Origin of the sequence: Reichenbachiella sp. (assembly GCF_039944555.1) — a bacterium.
GTDB lineage: Bacteria > Bacteroidota > Bacteroidia > Cytophagales > Cyclobacteriaceae > Reichenbachiella.
On record NZ_JBDUYN010000014.1, the window covers coordinates 111,765 to 134,830 of the forward strand.

The following is a 23,066-nucleotide window of genomic DNA, read 5'->3' on the forward strand; positions in this document are numbered from 1 at the left end:
CTTGCTTATTAATTTATAAACGTTAAATTTACGTTTATAAAATATTATGAATGGGAAGAGATAGAGAGGGTATAAGAAACCATTTTATTCAAGATTTCGGGTCGGAGCCAATGATTATCAAGGCACCTGGCAGAATAAACATTATAGGTGAACATACCGATTATAATGAGGGCTACGTGCTACCTGCCGCCATTGATTTAGCAGCATATATTTATATTCAAAAAAGCGGTAGCGCAGAAGTGAAGTTAATTTCAGTTGATTTAGATGATACCTATTCTTTCCAAATCAATGACATCCTGAAACCGGTATCGCAAGGTTGGGTCAACTATTTTCTTGGTGTGATAGACCAATTTCGATTGAAGGGCTATCAACTTGAAGGTTTCAATCTTATGTTTACCAGTGATATCCCGATCGGGTCAGGACTATCTTCTTCGGCAGCGTTGGAGTGTGGTTTTGGAAAAGCGCTCAGCGAACTCTTTGCACTCAATATCAAACCGGAGATTTTGGCCAGAATTGGACAAATGGCAGAACATGAGTTTGCAGGCGTGAAGTGCGGTATTATGGATCAGATTGCGAGTTGTCTCGGAAGAGAAGGTCATGTGATCCAATTAGATTGCCGGGATTTGTCTTATGCTTATTATCCGGCTGACTTTCAGGATTATGAATTGGTGCTATTTGACTCATGCGTCAAGCACAATTTGGCTGACTCACAATACAATCTCAGGAGGATGCAATGCGAAGAAGGCGTGACGGCTATTCAGTCTGTCAAACCAACAGTAAAGTCTCTCCGAGATGCTTCAATGTCGGATTTGGAAGCAGCGAAGAATGAGATGAGCGAATTAGCCTTTCGAAGATGCAAGTATGTAATTGAAGAAAATGCAAGGGTGCAAGTGGCTTGTGAAGCAATCGAACAAGGCAACATTGAAAAGGTAGGCGAGTTGATGTCAGAGACCCACAGTGGTCTGCGTGATGAGTACGAAGTAAGTTGTATTGAGTTGGATACGCTTGTCGATATCGCATCGTCTTGCGACGGACATGCGGGAGGACGAATGATGGGAGGAGGCTTTGGAGGTTGTACCATCAATCTAGTGAAAAAGGAGAGGATCGGTATGGTGACTGATTATGTAATTGAGGAGTACAAGAAAGTAACTGGAATTGATGCCAAAGTTTATCAAGTAGCTATTTCTGACGGTGTTGGTGTTTACGAAGAAAAGATTCGAAATGAATTTTGATACAAACGACCATTCGCATCGAAGGTTGAATATCCTTACAGGAGAATGGGTACAAGTTTCACCGCATCGATCAAAACGACCATGGCAAGGGCAGGTAGAAAAGATTTCCTCACAGCGTAGACCTACCTATGATAATAAATGTTATTTGTGCCCGGGAAACGAAAGGATCGGAGGAGAGCAAAATCCTGAATACAATGATGTTTTTGCATTTACCAATGATTTTGCAGCCTTGCAATCTGAAATCCCTTCAGGCGGTTTTGAAAATGGATTGCTGCAGTCGAAAAGTGAAAGAGGCATTTGCAAAGTTATCTGTTTTTCACCTCGCCATGATCTGACAATTCCCGAGATGGAAGTAGATCAGATCAATCAAGTAGTAAATCTCTGGATAGATCAATGTCGTGAAATTGGCAAACTGGAATTTATCAAATACATCCAGATTTTTGAGAACAAAGGAGCTGTTATGGGCTGCTCAAATCCCCACCCTCATGGTCAGATTTGGGCACAAGAGTCGATTCCGGTGGAGCCAGCTAAGAAACAAGAGATGCAGCTGAAGCACCATAATGAGCAAAATACTCACCTTCTGCTTGACTATTTATCTCAGGAAATAGAACTACGTGAAAGAATCATTTTTGAAAATGAGCACATGGTAGTACTGGTGCCATATTGGGCGGTATGGCCTTATGAAGCCATGATTATTCCTAAAAGAAAGATGTCACGAATTGTAGAAATGACTCCTAATGAATGCACAGCACTGGCTGAGGCCTATCGCTATTTGACCATTAAATATGACAACCTGTTTAAAACTTCCTTTCCCTATTCGGCTGGTATTCACCAAGCGCCATATGATAATGAGGTGCATGAAGAATGGCAATGGCATATGGTTTTTTACCCACCCTTGCTGCGATCGAGCACAGTCAAAAAGTTTATGGTAGGTTATGAAATGTTGGGAAATCCTCAGCGAGACATTACGCCCGAGTTTGCGACCAAGCAGCTCAACATTCAATCAGAAAGACACTATTTAGCCAAAATGGACTGAAACTTCTCATACGACATGTTCCTCCCAGTCAGTACGGTGCAGATTGATTGAAAGGACTGAAAATGTGCTGGATTTTTTCTAATCGCAGCCAATCCAACCACTGCCGAAGGTTCAACATAATGTTTGTGATTTCGAAGCAACCATATGAGCGATTCTTTGATTTCCTCTTCACTCACCACAAAAAAACCATCGACTAACTGCTCGACGTATGGCCAGGTGATAGAATCTGCTTCTACTTCTGCACCGATGCCCTCCGCAATGGATGGTTTGATGTGCATATCCTTCGGATAAGTTTTGGAGTTAAACCATTCGGCTAGGAATGGCGCATTTTCCTGTTGCACACCATAAATTTTGATTCCGGGATTCACAGCCTTGAGTAAAATTCCCATTCCCGCTATGTAGCCTCCTCCACCAACTCCACAAACCAGGCAATCGATATTGGGTAATTGTTCGAGCAATTCAATGGCGATGGTGCCACCACCAGCTATCATTTCTGCATCGTTGAAGGCAGACACAAATACATAGTTGTTGGTAGTCTCGAGTTCTTTAGCCCGGGCTCGTGCCTCAGGTACAGAGTCAAAGAACTGTATCGTAGCGCCGTTCGCTTCAACATCCCTGATACGATCACTATCCGCCGATTTGGGCATCAGAATGTGCACTTTCGCGCCAAGTTTATTAGCCGCATAGGACAAACCTACTCCGTGACCACCCGCTGTTGGAGCTACGAACTCCGATGATCTGTTTTTCAAAATTTTATTGAACCCACCCCTGGGTTTGAAACTTCCGGACACCTGCAAGTTCTCTAGCTTGAAGTTTACAGAGATGCCCAGTTCAGATTTTAGGGCATCCGAAAATTCTATTGGGGTATTTCTTATATAGGGTGAAATTCTCTGTTGCGCACTTAGTATATCCTGAGGTGTAATCATATGAAAAACGAATGAATGCTCAAAGGTCCATTAGTTGAAACAATAATAAAGTCATTTTTCATGAAACAAATTGATTTGATCAATCGATTCTTTTGATATTGATGATCCGCACAGGATCGATGAAATATTGATCTACTTCCTCTTGCTCTTGAATTTTCCTCACTACATCCATCCCTTCCAACACTTGTCCAAAAGCTGCAAACCCGTAGCCATCCGGATTGCGAGCTCCATCAAAATCCAATGAAGGTTGATTCCCAATGCAAATAAAAAAACTGCAAGTAGCTGAATTCGGTTGGTCTCGGGCCATGGAAATTGTTCCATCTTCGTGAAGTAAACCAGTCTGTTGAGTGGTTTCAATTTCTATTGGATCCAACTCCTTTTCGACAGGAATGTCTCCACCCTGGATCACTTCAATCCTGACCTCTCTATCAGCTTCATTTTTGGGCGTACACGCTCGAAAAAATGAAGATTGTTCGTACAGACCGGAATCTACATATTTGAGGAAGTTGGCGACGGTAATTGGTGCTTTTTCAGGATACAATTCGATTTTGATCTGACCCATGGCCGTATCAACAACACATACGATTGTTTTTTCTTTGCATTGGCACAGGCCAATCGAAACGAAAAGAAGAATAAGAAAATGTCTCATGAGATGATAGTTTGAGTCCTGAATTACTAATTAGAAAAGATATTACATATTATTTACTTGTTTTATGCTCAGGTATTAAATTACTCAGTAATTATCCCAATTAATATTTATATTCAATTCTAAAATTCAACATTGGGACATTGAGCGAAGTATTCATTAGCTACATACCTGAGGACAAACGCAGAGCAAGACAACTCGCTGAGGCGCTAGAAGAATTTGGCTGGTCAACCTGGTGGGAGTCTGCAATTGCCGACGACGAACATTTTGACAACCAAATCCAGTCAGCACTTAGAAGAGCGCATTGTATCATCGTGTTGTGGTCTCCTCGTTCTATCGATAATGAATTGATCTTAGAGCATGCTGAATTTGGACTGAAGAAGAAGAACCTGGTATCTCTGGTCTATGATGATATACACAAAGAGCACGCCATACCAACACCTGAATACACTAACTTATCGCATTGGAACGGGGATACGGCAGACAAAACCGTTCGAATTCTACTACGGGATATCTATAACTTGATCGGGCACCCTCCCGAACGAGTTACCTCTAAATTTTTTAAAGGTCTTGTTGCCTTTGTATCGGTTATGTTGTTGGTAGTATGGACTACTTTCATTTTATCCATCTTGCAAAGGAATAAAACACAAGAATCTCGTGATTGGGAAGCGTACCTAATTCAGAATGAAGCGGACGGTTATCAGGAGTATCTCAAATTTTATCCGGAAGGAAAATTTATTAGAACAGCGTCATTCAAATTAGACAGCATCCGGGAAGCAGAGAGTTGGGAAAAAGCGCTTATTGCCAATTCAGTAGCAGTATTGGAGGCTTACATACAAGAAAACCCTAAGGGAAAATATAAAGGCCTAGCTTTCGAAAGGATAAATGAGCTCAAAGATGAGGAAGCCTGGCAAGAGGCCAGCGAGGAAAATAGTGTAGTTAGTTACAGCGTTTATCTTCGAATTTTCCCCAACGGGGAATTCGCGAATGAGGCTGAAAAAATAATTGCAAGGCGCACCAAGAAGGTTGTTGTACCTAAAGCGAAGCCAATAGAAAAAAGCTATTTGCTACGGGATTTTGCTGCACCTAAGGAGGTACTCAGTATTGCTGTGAACCCCAATGGAAGAAGAATACTCACCAAAGGTTGGGACAATACCGCATGGCTTTGGGATATCAATGGCAACTTGATCGAAGAACTCAAAGGTCATGAAGATTGGCTAACAACAGTCGCTATTTCACCTAATGGCAATAGAATGCTCACTGGATCTTGGGATAAAACTGCCAAGCTTTATGATATCAACGGAAAAATGATTGGTGAATTTAACGGTCATACCTTTCATGTCAGCGATGTTGCTTTTTCACCTGATGGGCAATATGTAGTAACTGCCTCATTTGATAAGACGGCGCGGTTGTATAAGCTGGATGGTACTTTTGTGCAAGACTTTGTGGGGCATACGGAGTGGGTGAATGCTGTGGCTTTCGCACCTAATGGTAAATCTATCCTAACCGCATCGAATGATCACACTGCTCGAATGTGGGACCTCAAAGGCAATATGATAGCGGAGATTTCCGGTCATGTGAACTGGGTGACTTCTGTGGCGTACTCACCAAATGGGAAATTTATTGTCACAGGTTCAAAGGACAAAACAGCCAGGGTTTGGAGGCTCAAGGATAGAAAAAACAAAAAACTCAGAGGACATACCAAGGCGGTTAATTCAGTTGCATTTTCACCCGACGGAACAAAAATATTGACAGGGTCTGCAGATCATACTGCTATACTCTGGTCTATAAATGGTAAGGTACTCCAGAAGTTTACTAAGCATAAAGGACAAATTAATGATGTGGCATTTATGCCTGATGGATCCAAAGTACTTACTGGGTCTAGTGATCGTACGGCGAAGCTTTGGGAGATTAAATAACTATCGGTCTTTTAGTCTATACACGAATTTCAAACCACTCCAGTCTTCATCTATTGCGGCCACTTTCACATCGACCAAGCCGGCCTCCAAGAAAAACTCTCGAATTGTATCGCGCTTGAGATCAGTTTGAATATTGGAAGAAACCTTAGGCCAACTGATCCAAATCAAACCATCTTTTTTTAGAACTTTAATATAAGTGGCTGCATGATTCAAATCACTTGTTGTCTTGCAAAATGCATGTACGAAATTTACAGATTCATTGGTGGGTTTTTCTATCATTTCCGTATGAGCTGGCCAGTCAGAAAACAGCTTGAAATAGTGCTTTGGAGCATCTAGTAAATACAGCTTGAAATTAGTCTTAATGCCAAGTTTTTTGGCCAACGGTGTTGCAGAGTAGCCAGCTGTCATAGGGGTTGGATTAGTTAAATAGAAAAAAGGAAAAGGATTTTCTCATATAAATGTCATAAATATTTATCATAAATGATTTATAAAAGCGATATTTATGCTCCAAAACTTTTAAGATTCCATTGGATTCTTTCTGTCTAGGACCCACTCCCAAAACTTCTAGTTCTAATTTCTTATTAATTAAAAACGAATCAAATGTTGAATTTAGAATCGAAGTTCTCCTATGCTTTTTACGCCCTGATACTTATGGGTTTGTGCATAGGACCGGGCTGTGAACAGAAACAAGTAACGAATCTGGCAGACCACACCATTATTCCTCATCCAGTCAAAATTACGGCCTCTGGAGGTAGTTTTTTGATAGACAATAATATAATTGTTAGCATTTCTGATGGTAGATTAAGTTCCGTCGCCAATTATTTATCAAAGATGCAGAGTGGATTGAAGGTGTCCGAGTCGGAGGGAGATGAGGGTATCTTGTTGTCATTGAATGCGGCAGATTCAATATTGGGAGACGAGGGCTATCATTTACGCATTGAAGAAGATTTAATTACTATTTCGGCTTATAAGCCACAAGGAGTTTTCAATGGAGTACAAACCTTGCTACAACTGATTCCAGTGGATCTAACTGAAGAAACGGAAATTGCCACAGGAGTGATCAAAGATTATCCCCGTTATTCATACCGGGGTTCCATGCTCGATGTGTCGAGGCATTTTTTTGGAGTGGAAGAGGTCAAGCGTTACATCGACTTTTTAGCTGTCTATAAAATGAACACCTTGCATCTACATTTGACTGATGATCAGGGTTGGCGTATTGAAATCAAGGCTAAACCGGAACTCACAGCCATTGGTTCGACATCAGAGGTAGGAGAAGGTTCGGGTGGCTATTACACTCAGGAACAATACCGGGAGATCGTTCAATATGCGGCGGATCGATTTATTACGATTGTACCTGAAATCGATATGCCGGGCCATACTCAGGCCGCTTTGGCCTCCTATCCGGAACTCAACTGTAATGGAAAGCCAGGAGAGCTATACAGGGGAACCGAAGTTGGTTTTAGCACCTTATGTACAGATAAAGAAAGCACCTATGAGTTTGTCGAGGCAGTGATCCAAGAACTGGCCTCGATGACGCCGGGTGAGTATATTCATATTGGTGGAGACGAATCACACGTGACAGAAAAGGAAGATTATATCTACTTTATCAATCGTGTCCAAAAGATTGTCAGCAAATACGGTAAAACCATGATTGGCTGGGATGAAATTGCACAGGCCAACATCGAAAGCAGTACTATTGTTCAGCAATGGAATAGCGCAGGCAACGCAACAAAAGCAGCAAAGAATGGCAATAAAGTCTTACTATCTCCCGCCAAACGCGCTTATTTGGATATGAAGTACGACAGTACCACTCGTATCGGACTGGCCTGGGCTTCACTCATAGAAGTCGATCATGGGTACAATTGGAATCCCGATACTGTTAACGCTGAAATACCAACTGAGGCAATTTTGGGGATTGAGGCCCCGCTATGGACTGAAACGGTTGAAAATATGAAGGACATTGAGTACATGATCTTTCCAAGACTTCTTGGCTATGCAGAAATCGGATGGTCTCCGCAGTCGACAAGGGTGTGGTCAACATATAAAGATCGCCTCGCGAACCACGCCATTCGGCTCGATGCCAATGAAATCAATTTTTACCGATCGCCTTTGGTGGAGTGGCGCAAGTCAGAGACACATACCAATCCATAAAGGAGTTGAATCAGTGGTTTTTAGATTCGGTTTTTGTTTTCAACCGTTATTTCTGAGCCTTCGGCTAACATAACGGAGATAGGCCTTTGGCCAATGAGATCCTTGAAGTCTTCGCCATATACGGACTCAAAATCAACATTGATTTGGTAGTCCTTGACAGGATAAGACTTCCATCTGGGGTGGGTGACTTCATACTCGAAAGAGGAGGAATTGCCCGCTTTGGTATAACCCCAATAATGTTCGGTTATGAATTCTGTTTCAGAACCAGGTTCAATATTTTCAGTCTCTAACAGGGCATTGACCAAGAAAGAATTTTCCTTTTCATCCTGCCACCACTGGTAACCAACGGTTTGAAATTCATTCTCTTTAAGCCATACGTGAGACATTTTCATGGTTTGATAGTGCTCTTTATAAATCGTGTTGGCAACAAAGGTCAGTGCGGGTTTTGGAACAATTTCCTTAATAAAAACAACCCCTCTTCTCCATTCATTCCCATGTCTGTGTCGAACGTAAAAACGAAGATTGACCTCTTCAAAATTTCTATGAAAGGGTATAGGTACCCCAAGTAATCTTGTGTTGAGAAACATAAATCCAACAAGACTTACATAACAAGTGCCATTCCAAAGATCAAGCTCTGTATTTGGTGGGACATATTTTTTCAAGACCTCCAACTCTACCTGATAGTTGGCAATTGCTAATTTTCGCCATTCGGCCTTAAGAAAACTCATATGATTCGGTTTTTAACTAAAATAGAAAAACCCGTCTTCTCAAAAGGCGAAAAGACGGGTTTATATTTTAAAATTCAAATTGGCTACTCATACCTCAGAGACTCAATGGGATTAATTCTTGCCGCTTTGATGATATGATAACTGATGGTAATCAAAGCGATGATGAGCGCAGAAAGACCTGCGATACCGAACATAGCTAAGTTTAAATCTACGCGAAAGGCGAAATTTTCCAACCATTGAGATAAAAGCATGTAGGTAATAGGTGCAGCTATGCCAAATGAAACCATAATTAGAATACTGAAGTGCTTCGATAATGTGATGAACAACTCACTGATACTTGCACCGAGGACTTTTCTTACTCCAATCTCTTTCATACGTCGCTCAGTAGTGAGGGCTGATAGGCCAAAAAGGCCCATGCCTCCAATGAAGATACTCAGCACTGCAATAATAGAGATGACTGCGCCCATTTGTCTATCACTTTTATATAAGCCGTTCATGTGATCTTCAAGAAATGAGTACTCCAAAGGATAATCCGGAATCATTTCGGTCCAGATTTGTTCCAAATGGTTAAGTCCTGTCTGAAGGTTGTTTCCATTGAGTTTGATAGACAGCTCACTATAGTTCCAGTCGGTATGAATAACGAGAGCCAGGGTGTTCACCCGATGATGTAGAGAGTTGAAATTAAAATCTTTGGTCATACCGATAATGAGTCCTAAAGAATCATCCGGGTACCAGGAGTGGCCCATTTGCATGCCTATAGGATCTGGTGTCCCTATTTCTTTGGCAAATGCTTCGTTAATGACAAAAGCTAAACCATCATCTGACTGACGAGCCTTATCAAAGTTTCTGCCAGCAACTATATCGATGTCATATACATCCAGGTAGTCAAAGTGTACGTTCACAGCAGAAGGGGTGAAGTTTACGATTCCACTATCACTTTCTATTTTAGCACCCCATTGGTGAAAGTTGTTACCGATACGTTGTCCAGACGCTGTTACACCCAAAATATTACTATTTTCCAACAACCGTTGCTTCAGTATGTCATATTTTTCGTTGGCCGTTTTATCCATATCTACAAGTAGGATATGATTCTTATTGAATCCTATGTCCTTACTTTTCATGAAATTGAGCTGATCCAGAACGACAAGTGTAGCTACAATCATGGCTATGGCCAAACTAAATTGTGTGATGATTAGTGTACTTCTGAATATAGATTTTCCTTCTTTTTTTTCACCTCCGCGTAGAATGGCCGCTGGATTAAATGCTGCCATATAAAATGAAGGATAAAGACCGGTGAGCACACCCAGTAGTACCACCACACCAAACATAGCCATTATTGCCGTTTCATTGGTTAGGATACTTATTAGTGACAGTTGTCGGTCAATGAGTTGATTGAGTAGATCTAATCCCACCCAGCCAATAAGTAATGAGAGTATGAATGCGCAGGAAGTCATCATAATTGACTCCACAATAAATTGCCAGAATAATTGCTTTTTGTTGGCTCCGATAGACTTTCTAACGCCGACTTCTTTGAGACGAGTTCCTGCTCTGGCTATGGTTAGATTCATGAAATTGACTGAGGCAATGATAAGAATGAAAAGTCCGACTAGGGAGAATACATTTAGATAATCGCCATTAAACTTGCGATAATTCAGATAGTCGTGCTCAATATCCGTCGACCCAAGATGAACGTCGTTAAGGGATTGAAGGAATAGCTCATAATAATCGTTGATATCTTCTATACCTGAGTTTTTGTTTAAGTATTCAGGGTACCTTTCAGCCATATTGGCTAAATCAGCTTGAGGTGAAAGTTGAAGATAGGTGGTCAGAAAGTTACTGCCCCATTTTTTGTTGAAATCGGAATCTTCCGAAGTAATAGAGGTGATGGAAATCAGAATATTGAACTGTAAATGAGAGTTCTCAGGTAGATTTGCGAGCACACCCGTGATCTTGAAAAGATCTTCATCCATTTCCAAAGTTTCTCCGATTACATTGGAGTGGCCAAATATGTTATTGGCCACCTTTTCAGTTACCAGAATACTATACGGTTCGTCCAATACAGACTTATGATCGCCTGCAATCAGTTGAAAATCGAACATTTCTAAAAAGGTACTATCCACGGCCATGACCTCATCCACCGGGTAGGGCAATGCGTCTTTCTTCCAAATGCGTTTGCCCTGACGCCAGATTCGGGTATAATTTTCTACTTCCGGAAAGTCCGTAATGAGGGTTGGGCCCATACCGGGCATTGACAATGCTACATTTTGAACCTTAGTACCGGGAAAACTCTGCACCTCGCAGAGTCGGTATAGATTGTCTTTTTTGGAATGTTGGTCAAAAGACTTTTCGTCTTCAATGAATAAGTAAATGGCCAGACAGGCTGAAAAACCGATGGCCAGACTGAGGATGTTTAGACTGTTGTGAAACCTGTGTTTGGTCAGGTTTCTGAATGCAATGAGTAAATAACTTCTTAACATGATAGTATGGTTTGAGTGTTTTGACTTTGATTTTCTAAGGGCGAAAGGTCGCATGTAGTGCAGGACCTGATACCAATAGTTGAGTTTTGCTTTTTTTGAGTTGTTGGCCTCGAGTGTGAAAATGAATTGTTCATACAAATCCCCTGATACCTCTTCAAAAAGGTCCTTTTTGAGCATCAGGCGCAAAAGCTTTGATGCCAATTTCGGAGGATTTGGCGAATGGGCTTCCATTGAGATTAAATATGAAAACTGAGACTCCCCTCTGAAAATTTCGGGTATTGGTTCCAAAGTGAAAGCCTAAGTTCGCGGGCATTAGACAGCACTTGCTCGCCCTGAGCGGTAATGGAATAAATCCTTTTTCGACGACCCCCTCGTTCAGCTGTGGCTCCACCCATGATCGAGGTCAGAAATCCCTTTTCGGCTAAGCGACTCAGGGTAGAGTGGACAGCACCGATGGCAACTGATTTCTTGGTCTGTGATTCAAACTCATGCGCAATGTTGAAGGCATAAGCCTGTTCACCTAAAATGCCAACCAACAATAAAATGACTTCTTCGAATTCTCCTAAACGTGTTTCCATAATAATACTAGATTGTAGAACAAATACGAAGTTAAGATTTTTTTGTTCTACAATCTAGTATAAAATGAAATACGCCAGGATTCAGATGGATGTTAAAGATGAATGCGAATCTCTTTGCCCAGTTATACCTTTTTAGGTGGTAATAGAATTCCAATAAGTGATAGGTGGAATTTTGCGCTATGCTCGCATTTGCTATTTACAATAAAACTAAAAGAAGAATGGTAGCAACAATAAGATTATTAGTAAAGGTCAGAAAGACTGGCTTTACCGTAAACGATTACACTTATATGGTTCTTTGTGTAGTTATGGCGATTAATCAATATGTGCTTTAGGCTGCTTATCATTGGTAACGAAGAATCTCAATCTTAGGGATTGAGCCCAGTTTAGTTAGGTAATCTCTATGCCACTGATACATCATAATGATAATTTTGAGCATGGAACATAATGTTCCATGCTCTATAAATCAGGCAATATTTATTTTTTCGGACACTTTGATTCCGGAATAAATTGCTCCCTGCATCCATGCTGGCCAGGGTGAAAGATGGTCGCCGGCAAAATAGATCCTTCCATCAGGTTTGTCAAATTCATTAGAGATATCCGTCAACTGGCCTGGCGCATGAACTGCCGCTGCTCCCTGGGCCCAACGATCTTCATCCCAGCATTTCACAAAGCCCCCTTCAAAATGCTGTGCAACTCCTGGGAATATCCTTTCCATTTTACTTAGCACGAACTGTACTCTTTGCTGCTCTTCCTTTTGAGCTAACTCTCTGGAAAGAGACAATCTGATATAGGCTTGAAGAATGCCCCTGTCACCACTTTGATCAAAGGTAGGGTGCCATACCTGAAGCGGGTCATCCGAAGTAGCAAAACCATTGAGGCCATTAGATTCCCAGCTTCGACGCTTAAATTGCAAGGTGACGCGTGAGGCCGAGGCGTGCTGCAAGTTATTGATTAATTCATTTTTTTTAGAAGATAGTGCAGGGGTGATTTCAATTTTTTTTGCTACTGAAAAGGGTATGGCAAGAACCAAATAGTCTCCCTCTACGCTATGCTCTCCCGTTTCATTTCTATAGAAAGCGCTAATGCCTTTTTCCGATTGCTCTATTCTGTTTATTGGACAACCGTATAGGATTTTTGGGCCAAGACTTTTTGCAAAAGCTCTCGGGAGTTGGTCATTTCCGCCTTTGATCTTATATTTTTTACCTCCTGAAAGCATATCACGTAGCAACCATAAAGCAGACACCTCTTTCCCGTCTTCAACATTGATCGCACCGATATTAAAAAACTTAATAGCTGCATCTGACATGCCTTTTTTTTGTAGGAAATCGGTCCAGCTTATTTGATCGAGTTCACGTCTTTCTGCATTCATCCAATTGACCTGAGAGGGATCATCAATTTTTTCTAAGGTCGGACGTACATATTTGTTGAACAGCCCATTTTCACCTAATTGTCTTTCGGCTTGCTTAAGTGGAAGTCCAACCTTCTTAATGTCACGCCTTTCATTGTAAGTGTTGTATAAGTGTGATCCTCCCGCGTAGGTAGTCAAGTTTCCGGACGTAGGGTAAAAGGGAACCACCTCAAGACCAAATTCTTTAATAAAATGCATGGTTAAATCATGTGTTTTAGGAAACCTGGCTGCTCCTGCTTCTGCGTAAAAGTCCTCAGCGAACGGTGCGCGAATGGTGCGGACTCGTCCTCCGGGAGCCATCTGAGCTTCAAGTACGGTAATTTCATGACCTGCCTGTGACAAATGGTAGGCAGCACTCAGTCCGGCCAACCCTGCGCCAACAATAGTTATTCTCTTCTTGTTTTTAGCTTTTTTTGTCGATGCTAATGGTGCGGCGAATGAAGTTTCTGGAAATGTCAGCATGCCCAAGGAAGCCAGGCCACCAAGCTTCAAAAACTCTCTTCTAGATGATTTTGATGACATAATTGAATTTTTGTTTGTGTATAATATTCCGTGAGAAATGTCAAATTTCTTGTGTGAAAGATAGCTGACCGGTATAATGAAAACCCAATTTGACAGGTGTACAATAGGTGAGCATAAGGAAGAAAATGCGATTCGTACAATCGATTTAGTTTATGAGAATTGGTATTTGAAAAGTCAAAACGAAACTCTATATAGACCGGTCTTCGATTAGATTCTGGGAGGTAAATAAAAATGCCATTACCCGAAGGCAACGGCATTAAAAGGCATGATAAATGGGCTTAGACTCCCATTTTTCGACGGCAAGATAATAACTACCATTCATCTCTGTATGACCATTACGTTATTTTAAGAATAAATCGGTTATCCCGAATTCGAAGGCGGGTCTACAACTTTTGCAGTTTATGAATTTCAAACCACTCTGAAGAAGCGTATACAATCAACAGATAGGTGCCAGCTTTTAGACTGGTCATATGGATTTGCTGGAAGGGCGAAGAAACCGAAATGTTCTGAAGGAGCTTGCCATCAATGAAATAAATGCTCGCATAAGCAGATTTGAAATTTTTCTTACTGGACCATCTCAAATAGATACTGTCTGTGAAGGGAACCGGGGAAATGGTGAAATTGGAGTTTGCCGGAGAGTCTTTACTCAGCACACTTATATTACATCCTGGTATCCAATAGTTTCCTGATAGTGTCATTCTACTCAATAAACTGATGGTATGGGAATAGTAATCTCCGCGACCTATACCGTTGTTTTGATAAACCTCATCGTACAAATTATTGAGCCACTGCTGATCGTTTCCTAGCATCGCACCTACGGCAAACGGAGCTGTAAAAGTAGCGTCGTTCCAGGTGTAGATCGGTGTACCGTCAAGTAGATATCCGTTGGAGATTTTATTTATAGCTCCTCCAGTACTGGTACGCAGCCAATCGTTTATTTTCAGAACGGCCTTTCGGGACCTGAGGTCTCCACTGACCAAATAGTCAGTGCCTAATCGCCAGGGGTCTCTACAGGCATTATAATAATAATGACCATCGTAGTCACCCTCTAGAAAACCTGCTGTTGCCGGACTGGGGTTTTGATTTACATCGATGACAAAGTCGGGGAGTAGGCCGGTGGATGAACTATGTTTCTCCTGTATCTCTGAGATTATACTAAAACAGGTATTCATGACCTTGGTCCAGGCCTTTTCATTTGAGTAGCAGACAAACGTTCTGAAGTGATCGATTAAAAAATCTGAAGTTCGTGTACCGAAGTAATATTGACTGTTCGTTGCTGTACTCCAGTCTCCAAGCAATATCGAATGTGATATCGGATTGATTTCGTACTTCAGAATGGCATCCAATATAAGCTTAGCCTGATCTAAATAATCTATTGCACCGCCATTTCCCCATTGTGCATGTGCAAGAAGGAGCGCAAAAGCGATGTCCAAATCTCCATCAGTCGCAGAACCATCACCAGAACTGACAAGATCATTGCAGGTGATTTGTTGCCAGTCCATCAAATGGTGATTTACCTGACTCGGGTGAGACTGATAGTATTTGTACAGTCCATCAAAGTATAGCTGAGCGTTGTCATCATACCCCGCCATATAGACCATGATCATCATGCCATAACCGTGCGCTTCGGATACCGTATTCGCGTCGGATCTATATTTGATATAATACTCCTCAGGGTTGCAATCATTCGCTAGGTAAGAATCTCTCCATTCTTCATAAAAAGAAGCGGTGTGCTGATCCAATTCTTCCTGAGTGTATTGATTGGGTTGCATGTAATCACCCGCATAGGTGGTATGGTTCGGAAAAGGATAATTTGGTGGCTGTGCACATAGCATGCCCGTTATCCCCCAATACAGAGTGATTATGGTAAAGGTTTTGTATCTCATCGTATTACCCTACAAGTGCAACCGGATATTGAGTTTGTTGAAGACCTTCATGAGATAGAGCATGATGATCGAAAATATGGCACACCACAAAATTCCCGGCAGTCCACTATTGAAATAGGCCGGAACCACCTTAAGCCCGATAGCTTTATTGAAATAGATAATGATTCCCGGTAGAATATAAATCAGCAAGGGGTTCGCTGCTGCAGGCATAAAAAAGTCACTCCATTGCGTTCGTTTCTTAACTTCCATTAGCCAAAAGAGGCCATAGTATATAAAGGTACAGAGGCCTGCAGAATACAAGCACCATGAAGGCGTACCCCTGATTTTGGACACTTCGTAATAGGGCCTGAGCAGATAGCCCATTAAGAAGAAAAGGAGACCAAAACCAATCACTTTCCAGTTAATGGCGATTTTATTCTGTCCATCAAAAAGCAGCAGTGAGATAATGACTCCGGCGCTCACGAGAGTGGCATGGGTGAGGTGTCCTGCCACAAAGCTGAACCACCCCATTTCGCGAAGGGCGAGTCCTTCGGTGAGGTTCAGGGAATTGGCTAAAACACATATGAAGAAAAGGGCAATCATGGCTTTCAAATGGCCATTGGTGAACCAGTAATACACCACGGTAAATAAATATGCCCAGCCGATGAGCCCGAGAATGCCCCACCATTTCTCTGTCATGCCCATTGTACCGTTTTCTTGGATGTATAAAAAATAGAGAGCAACAAAACCGAGCATTCCGCCATATTGTAAAACATTCTTCCACAGTGGGGGAAACTCTTTGCTGTACTTGTTCCAAATCGGAATCGGCAGTGCGTAGGCAAAAAATGCCCACAAGGCCGGTGAGATAAACATTTGGGCTTCATTGTATCCGTATTCGGCATTGACCATGAACAGTCCCATGACAATCAAGGCTACGGACCGTTTTAGCGTATGCTTCCAAATAATCAGTGGAGGGTCTCCTTTGGCGAGACGCGCGTTGAATGCAAAGGGTACGGACATACCTACGATAAATAGGAAGGCAGGAAAGACCAGATCAACAAAGGTCATGGCGTCAGCGTCGGCCGGCATGTGTTTCATCCACTGCGGTATGTTAGACACGCCGGATAGTTCATTCACAAATATCATGACCAAAATGGTGATGCCTCTAAATGCATCTATGGATAAGATGCGGCCGTTGTACAGATTTTCTTTAATTGTCATTTAAAAATATTTTCAATATAAGCACAGCGATAAATTCTGTCCATTGCGGTCAATTTCCAATTGATTTGCCCAGCGTCATTCATATTGAGAATGGTGCCATTGGTAGCGCTACAGACTAAGAATTCTTTTGTATTCAATTGTTGGACACTTCCCATAAAAGGAGAGAAGTATGCCGCTGGCAATTGAATATTGGTTTTGGGTGAGAGGGTTTGACTCTGATCCGTCAAACTTAGAGACAAGATACGCGAATAAGGTCGATTTTCCACGGCTCCATTATCAAATAGCAGCAATTCGTTTTCGGACGTGAAATGGGCAAAGTGCTGAAACAAAAATTCTGTTTCGGCGGTCAGCTCGAAATCACCACCTTTTCCGAGTTTCCAATCTACTTTCCCAGTAACCTTATGAATTTTCCAGATTTGGGATAAAGCCCGAAATGAAACATAGTAGTAGTCTCCCTGCTCGATGATAGAATTTGCCCAAGGCTGACTATAGGTAGAAATATCAGGATTTGTAAACTCAGAGAAGGACGACCATTCCCAAACTTTATTGCCAGCTCTATCGAGAGCCAGGATGCCGTCTCCGCTTATTTCGCCTTGAATTTCCTGGGTAAGAAAAACCACCTGATTCTCTTCATTCAGAAATAGGTCATGATGCGGTATTTTGTTAAAATCATTTTCACCATAGATTAAGAGCAATAGTGTATCACCCGCCAGATTGGTTTCTAAGATCCGGTCTCCATCCGAAAAGTCCTGATCGCTGGTGCTTTCAATGCTGATTATGGTATTTCTATGTGTAAGGTTGGCCACCTTAATCCTATTAGGAGAAGTTCGATACCAAACTACTTGACCTTTACCATCTACTATTAAGATGACTGACGGATGTCCGGTTTTATGAAAGAGAAAATGACCATCCAACTCTGAGTCGATTGCATTTTCCTTTTCCTCATAAAAGAGACCAACGGCGTCTGGACGGGCTTTGGTTTGAAAATGTCTGATGTGTGTCTGATCGATATCTGACTCCGGCTCCAATCTAATGGCATAGTTGTAAATCTTGTTTTCGCTGAGGTTGGTGAGTACGACATTTGCAGTTGACTTACCTGTAGATTTTGATTCAATGGTTTGAAGAGAAGATAAATCATCTTCCGGCCAAAAGTCAATAGAGACGTCATTAGGCCTGCTGAGTGATAGCTCAATTTTAGCGGTTTTGCCGATAGATTCGCGAATATTTACCTGCACCGCTTCAATCTCAGGCCATGATATTATTTCACTTTCTGAGCATGAAGCGAGCAGGTAAATTCCCAATACTACTTCTAGTAATCTTTTATTCATGTATAGGATAGAAAAACAAAGAAAGGTCCGTAAAGAATATGCTAAAATCTACTACAAGACCCTTCTAAGTCTATGAATAAGCATTATTGTACATCCCACCAAACCGGTGTTAATATATTGTTTGAGCCTCCAATTCTACTGATAGCATCTGCATAGTTTACAGGATTATTCTGCGCTTCAAACTCCGGGTAGAAGAACCTTCTGGGCATGACCCCATCAGTGCCGCTATAGTACCATTCGACGTTGGTGAATGGTACCAACTCAGGATAGCCTGATCGACGATAGTTTGCATATGCCTCCGTTCCATTGAGGTAGTAGATCACCCATAGCTGCTCGTTGGCCACCCGAATCTGATCAGCAACAGCAGCAGGTAATGGATTGGCGGTAAGAAAATCAGTGATTTGAGTATCAGTAATTGCAGGTGAGCCTGGATAAAGTGCCACGTGCTGCATGCCCGCACGAACGCCGTTTGCCCAATGTGTGGCAGCATCAGTAGTCCAGCCTCTGGCCGCAGCTTCAGTAAGAAACATCTCTACTTCTGCATAAGTCAGGTGAAAGTACGGAGCGTCATTAGCCGTCACATAGTCACTGGGTTGCATGTATTTGTTGATGTGAGGAATGTAAGCCACATAGTTAGCATCTGAGTCATAGAGATCTCCGTAATCCGACCAAAGGTTCCACCACAAAGCACCATGCACGATCCCTTCCTGTAAGTGCTCCGATACGTCGAGTCTACCAGCCGCTCCTTTTGGAGCCGTATATGTTCCGCCATAAACGCTCAGTCTTGGATCTCCGGTTCCTTTTAGGTAATCCACCAGAGTATTCGTTAGCCTAAACCCTTCGGAATTGTCAGAGGCGTTAAATACCTGAGACCTGCCGTTTCCTCTATTCTCAGTCGAAGTGTATGAGAAATCACTGTGTAGCATGATGGCGTTATCATCATTACTTTGCATCAATCCACCAGCTATAGCTGCACGTACCTGTGTTTCTGCTTCGGTGATATCGACTTTCGTCAATCTAAAACCGAGTCTTAGACGTAATGAGTTTCCGAACCTTCTCCATTTGTCTAAATCGCCGCTGAAGAATAAATCACTTGACATGGTTTCCTGATTGTCATCAAAGGCTGCTACGGCCTCTTCCAGCTCTTTGAAAAAATCTGCATAGATATCTGCTTGCTGGTCGTAGGCTGGTGTCAGAATACCATCAGTAAATCCCTTGACGGCCTGCGTATAAGGTATGTCTCCATACAAGTCTGTTATCTTAGAATAGATCAATACCTTCATGATTCTTGCCGCCGAGTTGATATTAACTTTAGTAGGGTCACCGGAGGTTATATCAATGATACTCTGGATGTTTTTGGCATCACGAGGATAGGACTCTTCCCAAAGTGAATACCAATGACTTTGTTCTACCACTCGGTATTGCGCACCATGCTGGCACCACCACGAGCCGCTAAAATGCTGAATCATAGAGGAAGTAATCCCCAGGTCATATCGCCAGGTCTCTTCGCGTCTACCAGAAAGGTCCAGTTGAACTTTGGCCAGCTGAAAGCTGGGATCCAGGTCATTATAGGCATTGGGGTTCGTATTGATCTCGTCAAAATCATCGGTACAAGACCAACTGATGATAAAAAGAAGGAAAATATATTTATTAATTGATTTCATGATTGCTGTTTTTAGAATGATACATTAAGACTAAAACCAAAGTGCCTTCTCGTTGGCAATGATCCGTATTCCAACCCCTGGCCATTGCCATTGTTGTAGGTGGATTCAGGGTCGATGTTCGGCACGTTTTTATAGATCGTCCAGAGATTCCGGCCCACTACAGCTAATCTCACATTTGTGAAAGGGGTTTTATCCAGGATCGCGCGTGGCAGACTATATGCCAGCGACAAATCTCTCAACTTGATGTAGCTCGCATCATACACAAATTTTTCCGGCACGTTGCTGGATACAAAGTTCCAATAGTCGGCAGGATTGACCAGTTGATCATTGGCCTCATATTGCGGGTCTTCTTCTGTAGAATCATCGGTCTCTTTTACACCATGGCCGATATAGCCACCGTCTATTGGAAGGTTTACAAAATCTGCCGGATCATTACCACCGGCTTCCCAGGCATCCAGGGCATCACGATTGCGTTGCGCATAGTCATTCCAGCCTTCTCGACCTTCAAGTGTTTCAGGATGCGCACCAGACCCATACATGGTCATGTTGGTAACAGCAAAGATGTCTCCACCCATTCGTACATCGAAGGCGGCTTTGAGTGACAATCCTTTGAAGGAAATGGTACTGATCGCACCTGCCGTCCAGTCCGGTAAAGTTGAACCCAATTCGATAGGATCTTCAGTCAATCTTGGCATACCGTCAGCACCATGAACGATCTCACCATTGTCGTCACGCAGGAATCCTCTTCCGGTAATCAGGCCAAATTCAGAGCCTTCTTCGGCAATTATTTTCACTCCGGCCCAGCGCGCATCTGCAATAGTGATTACAGGAATGTCAGGATGCAGAGATTCTACCGTGGTTTTATTTTTTGCAAAGTTGAGTGACAGATCCCATTGCAACCCATTTGAAAATTTGAGCGGTGTAGTCGTCAAAAGTAATTCCACACCTGTATTTTTCAGTTGTCCTGAGTTCACAATGGCAGATCGATAACCGGTAGTCTCTCCGACCGGAGCATTAAAAATCAGATCATCTGTTGTTTGTGTGTAATAGGCGAAATCTAAGCCGATTCTTCCCTCAAAAAAACGAATATCGGTACCCAACTCTATGGATTTGGTTCGCTCAGGTCTTAAGTCCGGATTGCTGATTTGATTACCTGAAATTTCAGCAAGAGGGATGCCCAAATGGGACAAACCTGTCAATGAATAAGTGTTGGTGAGCTGATAAGGATCAGCATCGCCGCCAACTTCTGCATAGGATGCCCTGATTTTGAAAAAGCTTAAAGCATTCAATCCCAGGTCTACAGCGTCAGAAAGAATGAAACTAGTCGAGACAGAAGGGTAGAATTGAGACCGGTTCTTTGCAGGCAAGGTTGAGAACCAATCATTTCGACCCGTGATATCCAGGTATAAAAACTCCTTAAATGAGAAATTGGCAAACCCATAGACCGAGTTGACCTTCTTTTCCGCTCCACCTGGTGTCACTATGATATTCTGAAAATTGTTCAGCCCATCTACACCAGCAATGATAATTTCTGATCCATCGATTCTTTTGGAATCTGAGGTGCTATGCATGAGGTTTCCTCCTGCACTCAAGCTCATACCGAAGTCTTCTGACAAATCCCTATTAGCAGTTAATAAGAAATCGTTGTTGGTTTCTTTCAGCGTTGTGGTCAAATCCACCATCTGCCCACCGTCTTTCGTCGGTGTAGATTGGTTATAAAATTCGTGATGTTGGAAAGTGAAGTAATCGACACCACTTCGCACTTTCAATGAAAGCCAATTAGTAAAATTCACCTTTACAGAACCGAAACCTAAAAGCCGATCTTTCTTACTGCTATTGCTTGTCTCGTTAATTGTCCAGTAAGGATTCGCACGATAGATGTTGCCTGTATAGTCGAGGTAGCTGCCATCGTCATTTTTATAGGTTTGCAGCCAGGCCTGATCGAAATTAGGTGCCAGACCAATGATGCCGTTGCCGATGTTGGTGACTTCGTCTGTTAGTGCCGGTCGGTTATTTACCGTTTCGGTGATGTAGGATAGTTTCCCATCTACTTCCACGTATTTACCCAATTTAGAATAGGCCCTTAGTGTTGCGTTTTGACGATCCAGACTACTGTTTGGAAGAATGTCGGAATTGTCGATATCGGTAAATGACAATCGGACATTGGCGTCCTCGCTTCCGCCCGAGAGTGCAAGTGTATGATTGTAGGTGACTCCTGTGTCAAATAAATCCTGAATGTTGTTGTCCACAAGTCCGTAGGGTCTGTCCGTACCATCCACTTGTGTAATGGTGAGTGATGGGTCCAGAGGTGTCCCCCAGGAGGAGGTGATGTTTCGAGCCCTGTCTATAGACTCTGGCAATGCCCCGTTGGAGCCTTGTCCATAGATTTGTTGACGCTCGTCCAGCTTCGTAGAAATCTTGTCCAGCGTAACGGTACTGTTGAAATCCACAGACCAGCCTTTACCGCCCTTAGAACCTTTTTTGGTCGTGACCAAAATCACACCGTTGAGTGCTCTGGAACCATATAAGGCCGCTGCTGACGCTCCTTTCAATACGGAAATAGATTCGATGTCGTCAGGGTTGATGTCCGAGAGCCCATCCCCAAGGTCGAAGCCGCCATTCTGAGTGGCTTGTCCAAGTGTGCCATTGTCTACAGGTACACCATCAATTACATACAGTGGTTGATTACTCCCATCGATTTCGCTAATTCCACGAATGATCACACGCGAAGAGCCAGAAGGCCCGGCGGTGGTTGTGGAAATATTGATTCCGGCCACTTTTCCGGCCAGGGAATTGATGGCATTGATTTCACCATTACGCGAGATGTTTTCGCTACCCACTTCGGTGATTGAGTAGCCCAATGCCTTCTTCTCTCTTTCAATTCCAAGGGCAGTTACCACGATCTCCTGGAGCTGCTGCAAATCGGGAGAGAGTACCATGTCTATGGTTGTCCTGTTTCCTACCACAACGGATTGAGATTCGTATCCGATATACGAAAACTGCAGGGTTTCCTCTGGTAAAGCGATAATGGAGAAATTTCCATCGATATCAGATACAGTTCCTGAACCAGAGTTGCCCAATATGGTCACTCCGATTAGCGGGCTGTTGTCATCTGCGCTTTTCACCGTACCCGTTACTTTGTTATCCTGGCCAATCAATGGTCCGGATACACAAAGCAAAAGACACGCTAGTAGTGCTTTGTAAAGTTTATTCATAGCAATTATTCTTTTATTTGTTCGCTTCGAAGGAATCAACTAAAGGATAGGATTGAAAAATAAACGGCTGGACAAAAAGCACATGTTTTAACCCAAACACCTGGACAAACACCGGACACAAGAGTTGTAACTGCCAGGTATACAGTCAAA

Annotated in this window: 16 protein-coding genes; 4 read left to right on the plus strand and 12 right to left on the minus strand. The window is 42.5% G+C overall.

Annotated elements, in window-relative coordinates:
- The first annotated feature begins 50 nt into the window (after window positions 1–50).
- Window positions 51–1,232 (plus strand): galactokinase, encoded by a 1,182-nt coding sequence (galK, locus tag ABJD64_RS21440; RefSeq protein ID WP_348176470.1) that lies wholly within the window; start codon window positions 51–53, stop codon window positions 1,230–1,232.
- Window positions 1,222–2,268 carry a UDP-glucose--hexose-1-phosphate uridylyltransferase gene (locus tag ABJD64_RS21445; RefSeq protein WP_348176473.1) on the plus strand — a complete coding sequence of 349 codons (1,047 nt, stop codon included), beginning with the start codon at window positions 1,222–1,224 and terminating at the stop codon, window positions 2,266–2,268. Before galK ends, ABJD64_RS21445 begins: the two co-directional genes overlap by 11 nt.
- On the opposite strand, the gene ABJD64_RS21450 is transcribed toward ABJD64_RS21445, so the two are convergent.
- On the minus strand, window positions 2,247–3,194 hold the full coding sequence (locus ABJD64_RS21450; RefSeq protein ID WP_348176475.1) for a pyridoxal-phosphate dependent enzyme: 948 nt from the start codon (window positions 3,192–3,194) through the stop codon (window positions 2,247–2,249). The two genes, ABJD64_RS21445 and ABJD64_RS21450, sit on opposite strands and share 22 nt — an antisense overlap.
- 79 nt (window positions 3,195–3,273) lie before the next feature.
- Complete coding sequence (locus ABJD64_RS21455) at window positions 3,274–3,843, minus strand: peptidylprolyl isomerase (protein ID WP_348176478.1); 570 nt, start codon at window positions 3,841–3,843, stop codon at window positions 3,274–3,276.
- 140 nt (window positions 3,844–3,983) lie between these two features.
- Here ABJD64_RS21455 and ABJD64_RS21460 point away from each other — a divergent pair, with 140 nt between their 5' ends.
- A complete protein-coding gene (locus ABJD64_RS21460) occupies window positions 3,984–5,759 on the plus strand; it encodes a TIR domain-containing protein (protein WP_348176481.1) in 1,776 nt (591 codons plus the stop codon).
- On the opposite strand, the gene ABJD64_RS21465 is transcribed toward ABJD64_RS21460, so the two are convergent.
- Window positions 5,760–6,167 carry a DUF3052 family protein gene (locus tag ABJD64_RS21465; protein ID WP_348176484.1) on the minus strand — a complete coding sequence of 136 codons (408 nt, stop codon included), beginning with the start codon at window positions 6,165–6,167 and terminating at the stop codon, window positions 5,760–5,762.
- A 192-nt stretch (window positions 6,168–6,359) separates the two neighbouring features.
- On the opposite strand from ABJD64_RS21465, the gene ABJD64_RS21470 reads away from it, so the two are divergent.
- Window positions 6,360–7,910, plus strand: a complete 1,551-nt coding sequence (locus ABJD64_RS21470) for a beta-N-acetylhexosaminidase (RefSeq protein WP_348176487.1) — start codon at window positions 6,360–6,362, stop codon at window positions 7,908–7,910.
- A 20-nt stretch (window positions 7,911–7,930) separates the two neighbouring features.
- Here ABJD64_RS21470 and ABJD64_RS21475 read toward each other — a convergent pair whose 3' ends face one another.
- The 9 genes from ABJD64_RS21475 to ABJD64_RS21515 form a co-directional block, all read right to left on the minus strand.
- A complete protein-coding gene (locus ABJD64_RS21475) occupies window positions 7,931–8,638 on the minus strand; it encodes a DUF2071 domain-containing protein (RefSeq protein ID WP_348176491.1) in 708 nt (235 codons plus the stop codon).
- An 83-nt stretch (window positions 8,639–8,721) separates the two neighbouring features.
- On the minus strand, window positions 8,722–11,316 hold the full coding sequence (locus ABJD64_RS21480; RefSeq protein ID WP_348176494.1) for an FtsX-like permease family protein: 2,595 nt from the start codon (window positions 11,314–11,316) through the stop codon (window positions 8,722–8,724).
- 35 nt (window positions 11,317–11,351) lie between these two features.
- Window positions 11,352–11,696: a PadR family transcriptional regulator gene (locus tag ABJD64_RS21485; RefSeq protein ID WP_348176642.1), complete on the minus strand. Its 345-nt coding sequence runs from the start codon at window positions 11,694–11,696 to the stop codon at window positions 11,352–11,354.
- Between the two features lie 460 nt (window positions 11,697–12,156).
- On the minus strand, window positions 12,157–13,623 hold the full coding sequence (locus tag ABJD64_RS21490) for an FAD-dependent oxidoreductase (protein ID WP_348176497.1): 1,467 nt from the start codon (window positions 13,621–13,623) through the stop codon (window positions 12,157–12,159).
- Window positions 13,624–14,006: 383 nt separating this feature from the next.
- A complete protein-coding gene (locus tag ABJD64_RS21495; RefSeq protein WP_348176500.1) occupies window positions 14,007–15,509 on the minus strand; it encodes a glycosyl hydrolase family 8 in 1,503 nt (500 codons plus the stop codon).
- 9 nt (window positions 15,510–15,518) lie between these two features.
- The gene (locus ABJD64_RS21500; protein ID WP_348176502.1) at window positions 15,519–16,709 is read right to left on the minus strand and encodes a DUF5009 domain-containing protein; all 1,191 of its coding nucleotides are present in this window, start codon (window positions 16,707–16,709) and stop codon (window positions 15,519–15,521) included.
- Complete coding sequence (locus tag ABJD64_RS21505; protein ID WP_348176505.1) at window positions 16,706–18,037, minus strand: aryl-sulfate sulfotransferase; 1,332 nt, start codon at window positions 18,035–18,037, stop codon at window positions 16,706–16,708. The genes ABJD64_RS21500 and ABJD64_RS21505 overlap by 4 nt, the downstream gene beginning before the upstream one ends.
- Window positions 18,038–18,120: 83 nt before the next feature.
- A complete protein-coding gene (locus ABJD64_RS21510) occupies window positions 18,121–19,701 on the minus strand; it encodes a SusD/RagB family nutrient-binding outer membrane lipoprotein (RefSeq protein WP_348176508.1) in 1,581 nt (526 codons plus the stop codon).
- Between the two features lie 11 nt (window positions 19,702–19,712).
- Window positions 19,713–22,916 carry a SusC/RagA family TonB-linked outer membrane protein gene (locus tag ABJD64_RS21515; protein WP_348176510.1) on the minus strand — a complete coding sequence of 1,068 codons (3,204 nt, stop codon included), beginning with the start codon at window positions 22,914–22,916 and terminating at the stop codon, window positions 19,713–19,715.
- Between the last annotated feature and the right edge of the window lie 150 nt (window positions 22,917–23,066).

Bases quoted from the DNA above. Each gene is read 5' to 3' on its own strand.
- galK (WP_348176470.1), top strand. From the start codon at position 51: ATGGGAAGAGATAGAGAGGGTATAAGAAACCATTTTATTCAAGATTTC.
- ABJD64_RS21445 (WP_348176473.1), top strand. From the start codon at position 1,222: ATGAATTTTGATACAAACGACCATTCGCATCGAAGGTTGAATATCCTT.
- ABJD64_RS21450 (WP_348176475.1), bottom strand. From the start codon at position 3,194: ATGATTACACCTCAGGATATACTAAGTGCGCAACAGAGAATTTCACCC.
- ABJD64_RS21455 (WP_348176478.1), bottom strand. From the start codon at position 3,843: ATGAGACATTTTCTTATTCTTCTTTTCGTTTCGATTGGCCTGTGCCAA.
- ABJD64_RS21465 (WP_348176484.1), bottom strand. From the start codon at position 6,167: ATGACAGCTGGCTACTCTGCAACACCGTTGGCCAAAAAACTTGGCATT.
- ABJD64_RS21470 (WP_348176487.1), top strand. From the start codon at position 6,360: ATGTTGAATTTAGAATCGAAGTTCTCCTATGCTTTTTACGCCCTGATA.
- ABJD64_RS21475 (WP_348176491.1), bottom strand. From the start codon at position 8,638: ATGAGTTTTCTTAAGGCCGAATGGCGAAAATTAGCAATTGCCAACTAT.
- ABJD64_RS21490 (WP_348176497.1), bottom strand. From the start codon at position 13,623: ATGTCATCAAAATCATCTAGAAGAGAGTTTTTGAAGCTTGGTGGCCTG.
- ABJD64_RS21495 (WP_348176500.1), bottom strand. From the start codon at position 15,509: ATGAGATACAAAACCTTTACCATAATCACTCTGTATTGGGGGATAACG.
- ABJD64_RS21500 (WP_348176502.1), bottom strand. From the start codon at position 16,709: ATGACAATTAAAGAAAATCTGTACAACGGCCGCATCTTATCCATAGAT.
- ABJD64_RS21505 (WP_348176505.1), bottom strand. From the start codon at position 18,037: ATGAATAAAAGATTACTAGAAGTAGTATTGGGAATTTACCTGCTCGCT.
- ABJD64_RS21510 (WP_348176508.1), bottom strand. From the start codon at position 19,701: ATGAAATCAATTAATAAATATATTTTCCTTCTTTTTATCATCAGTTGG.
- ABJD64_RS21515 (WP_348176510.1), bottom strand. From the start codon at position 22,916: ATGAATAAACTTTACAAAGCACTACTAGCGTGTCTTTTGCTTTGTGTA.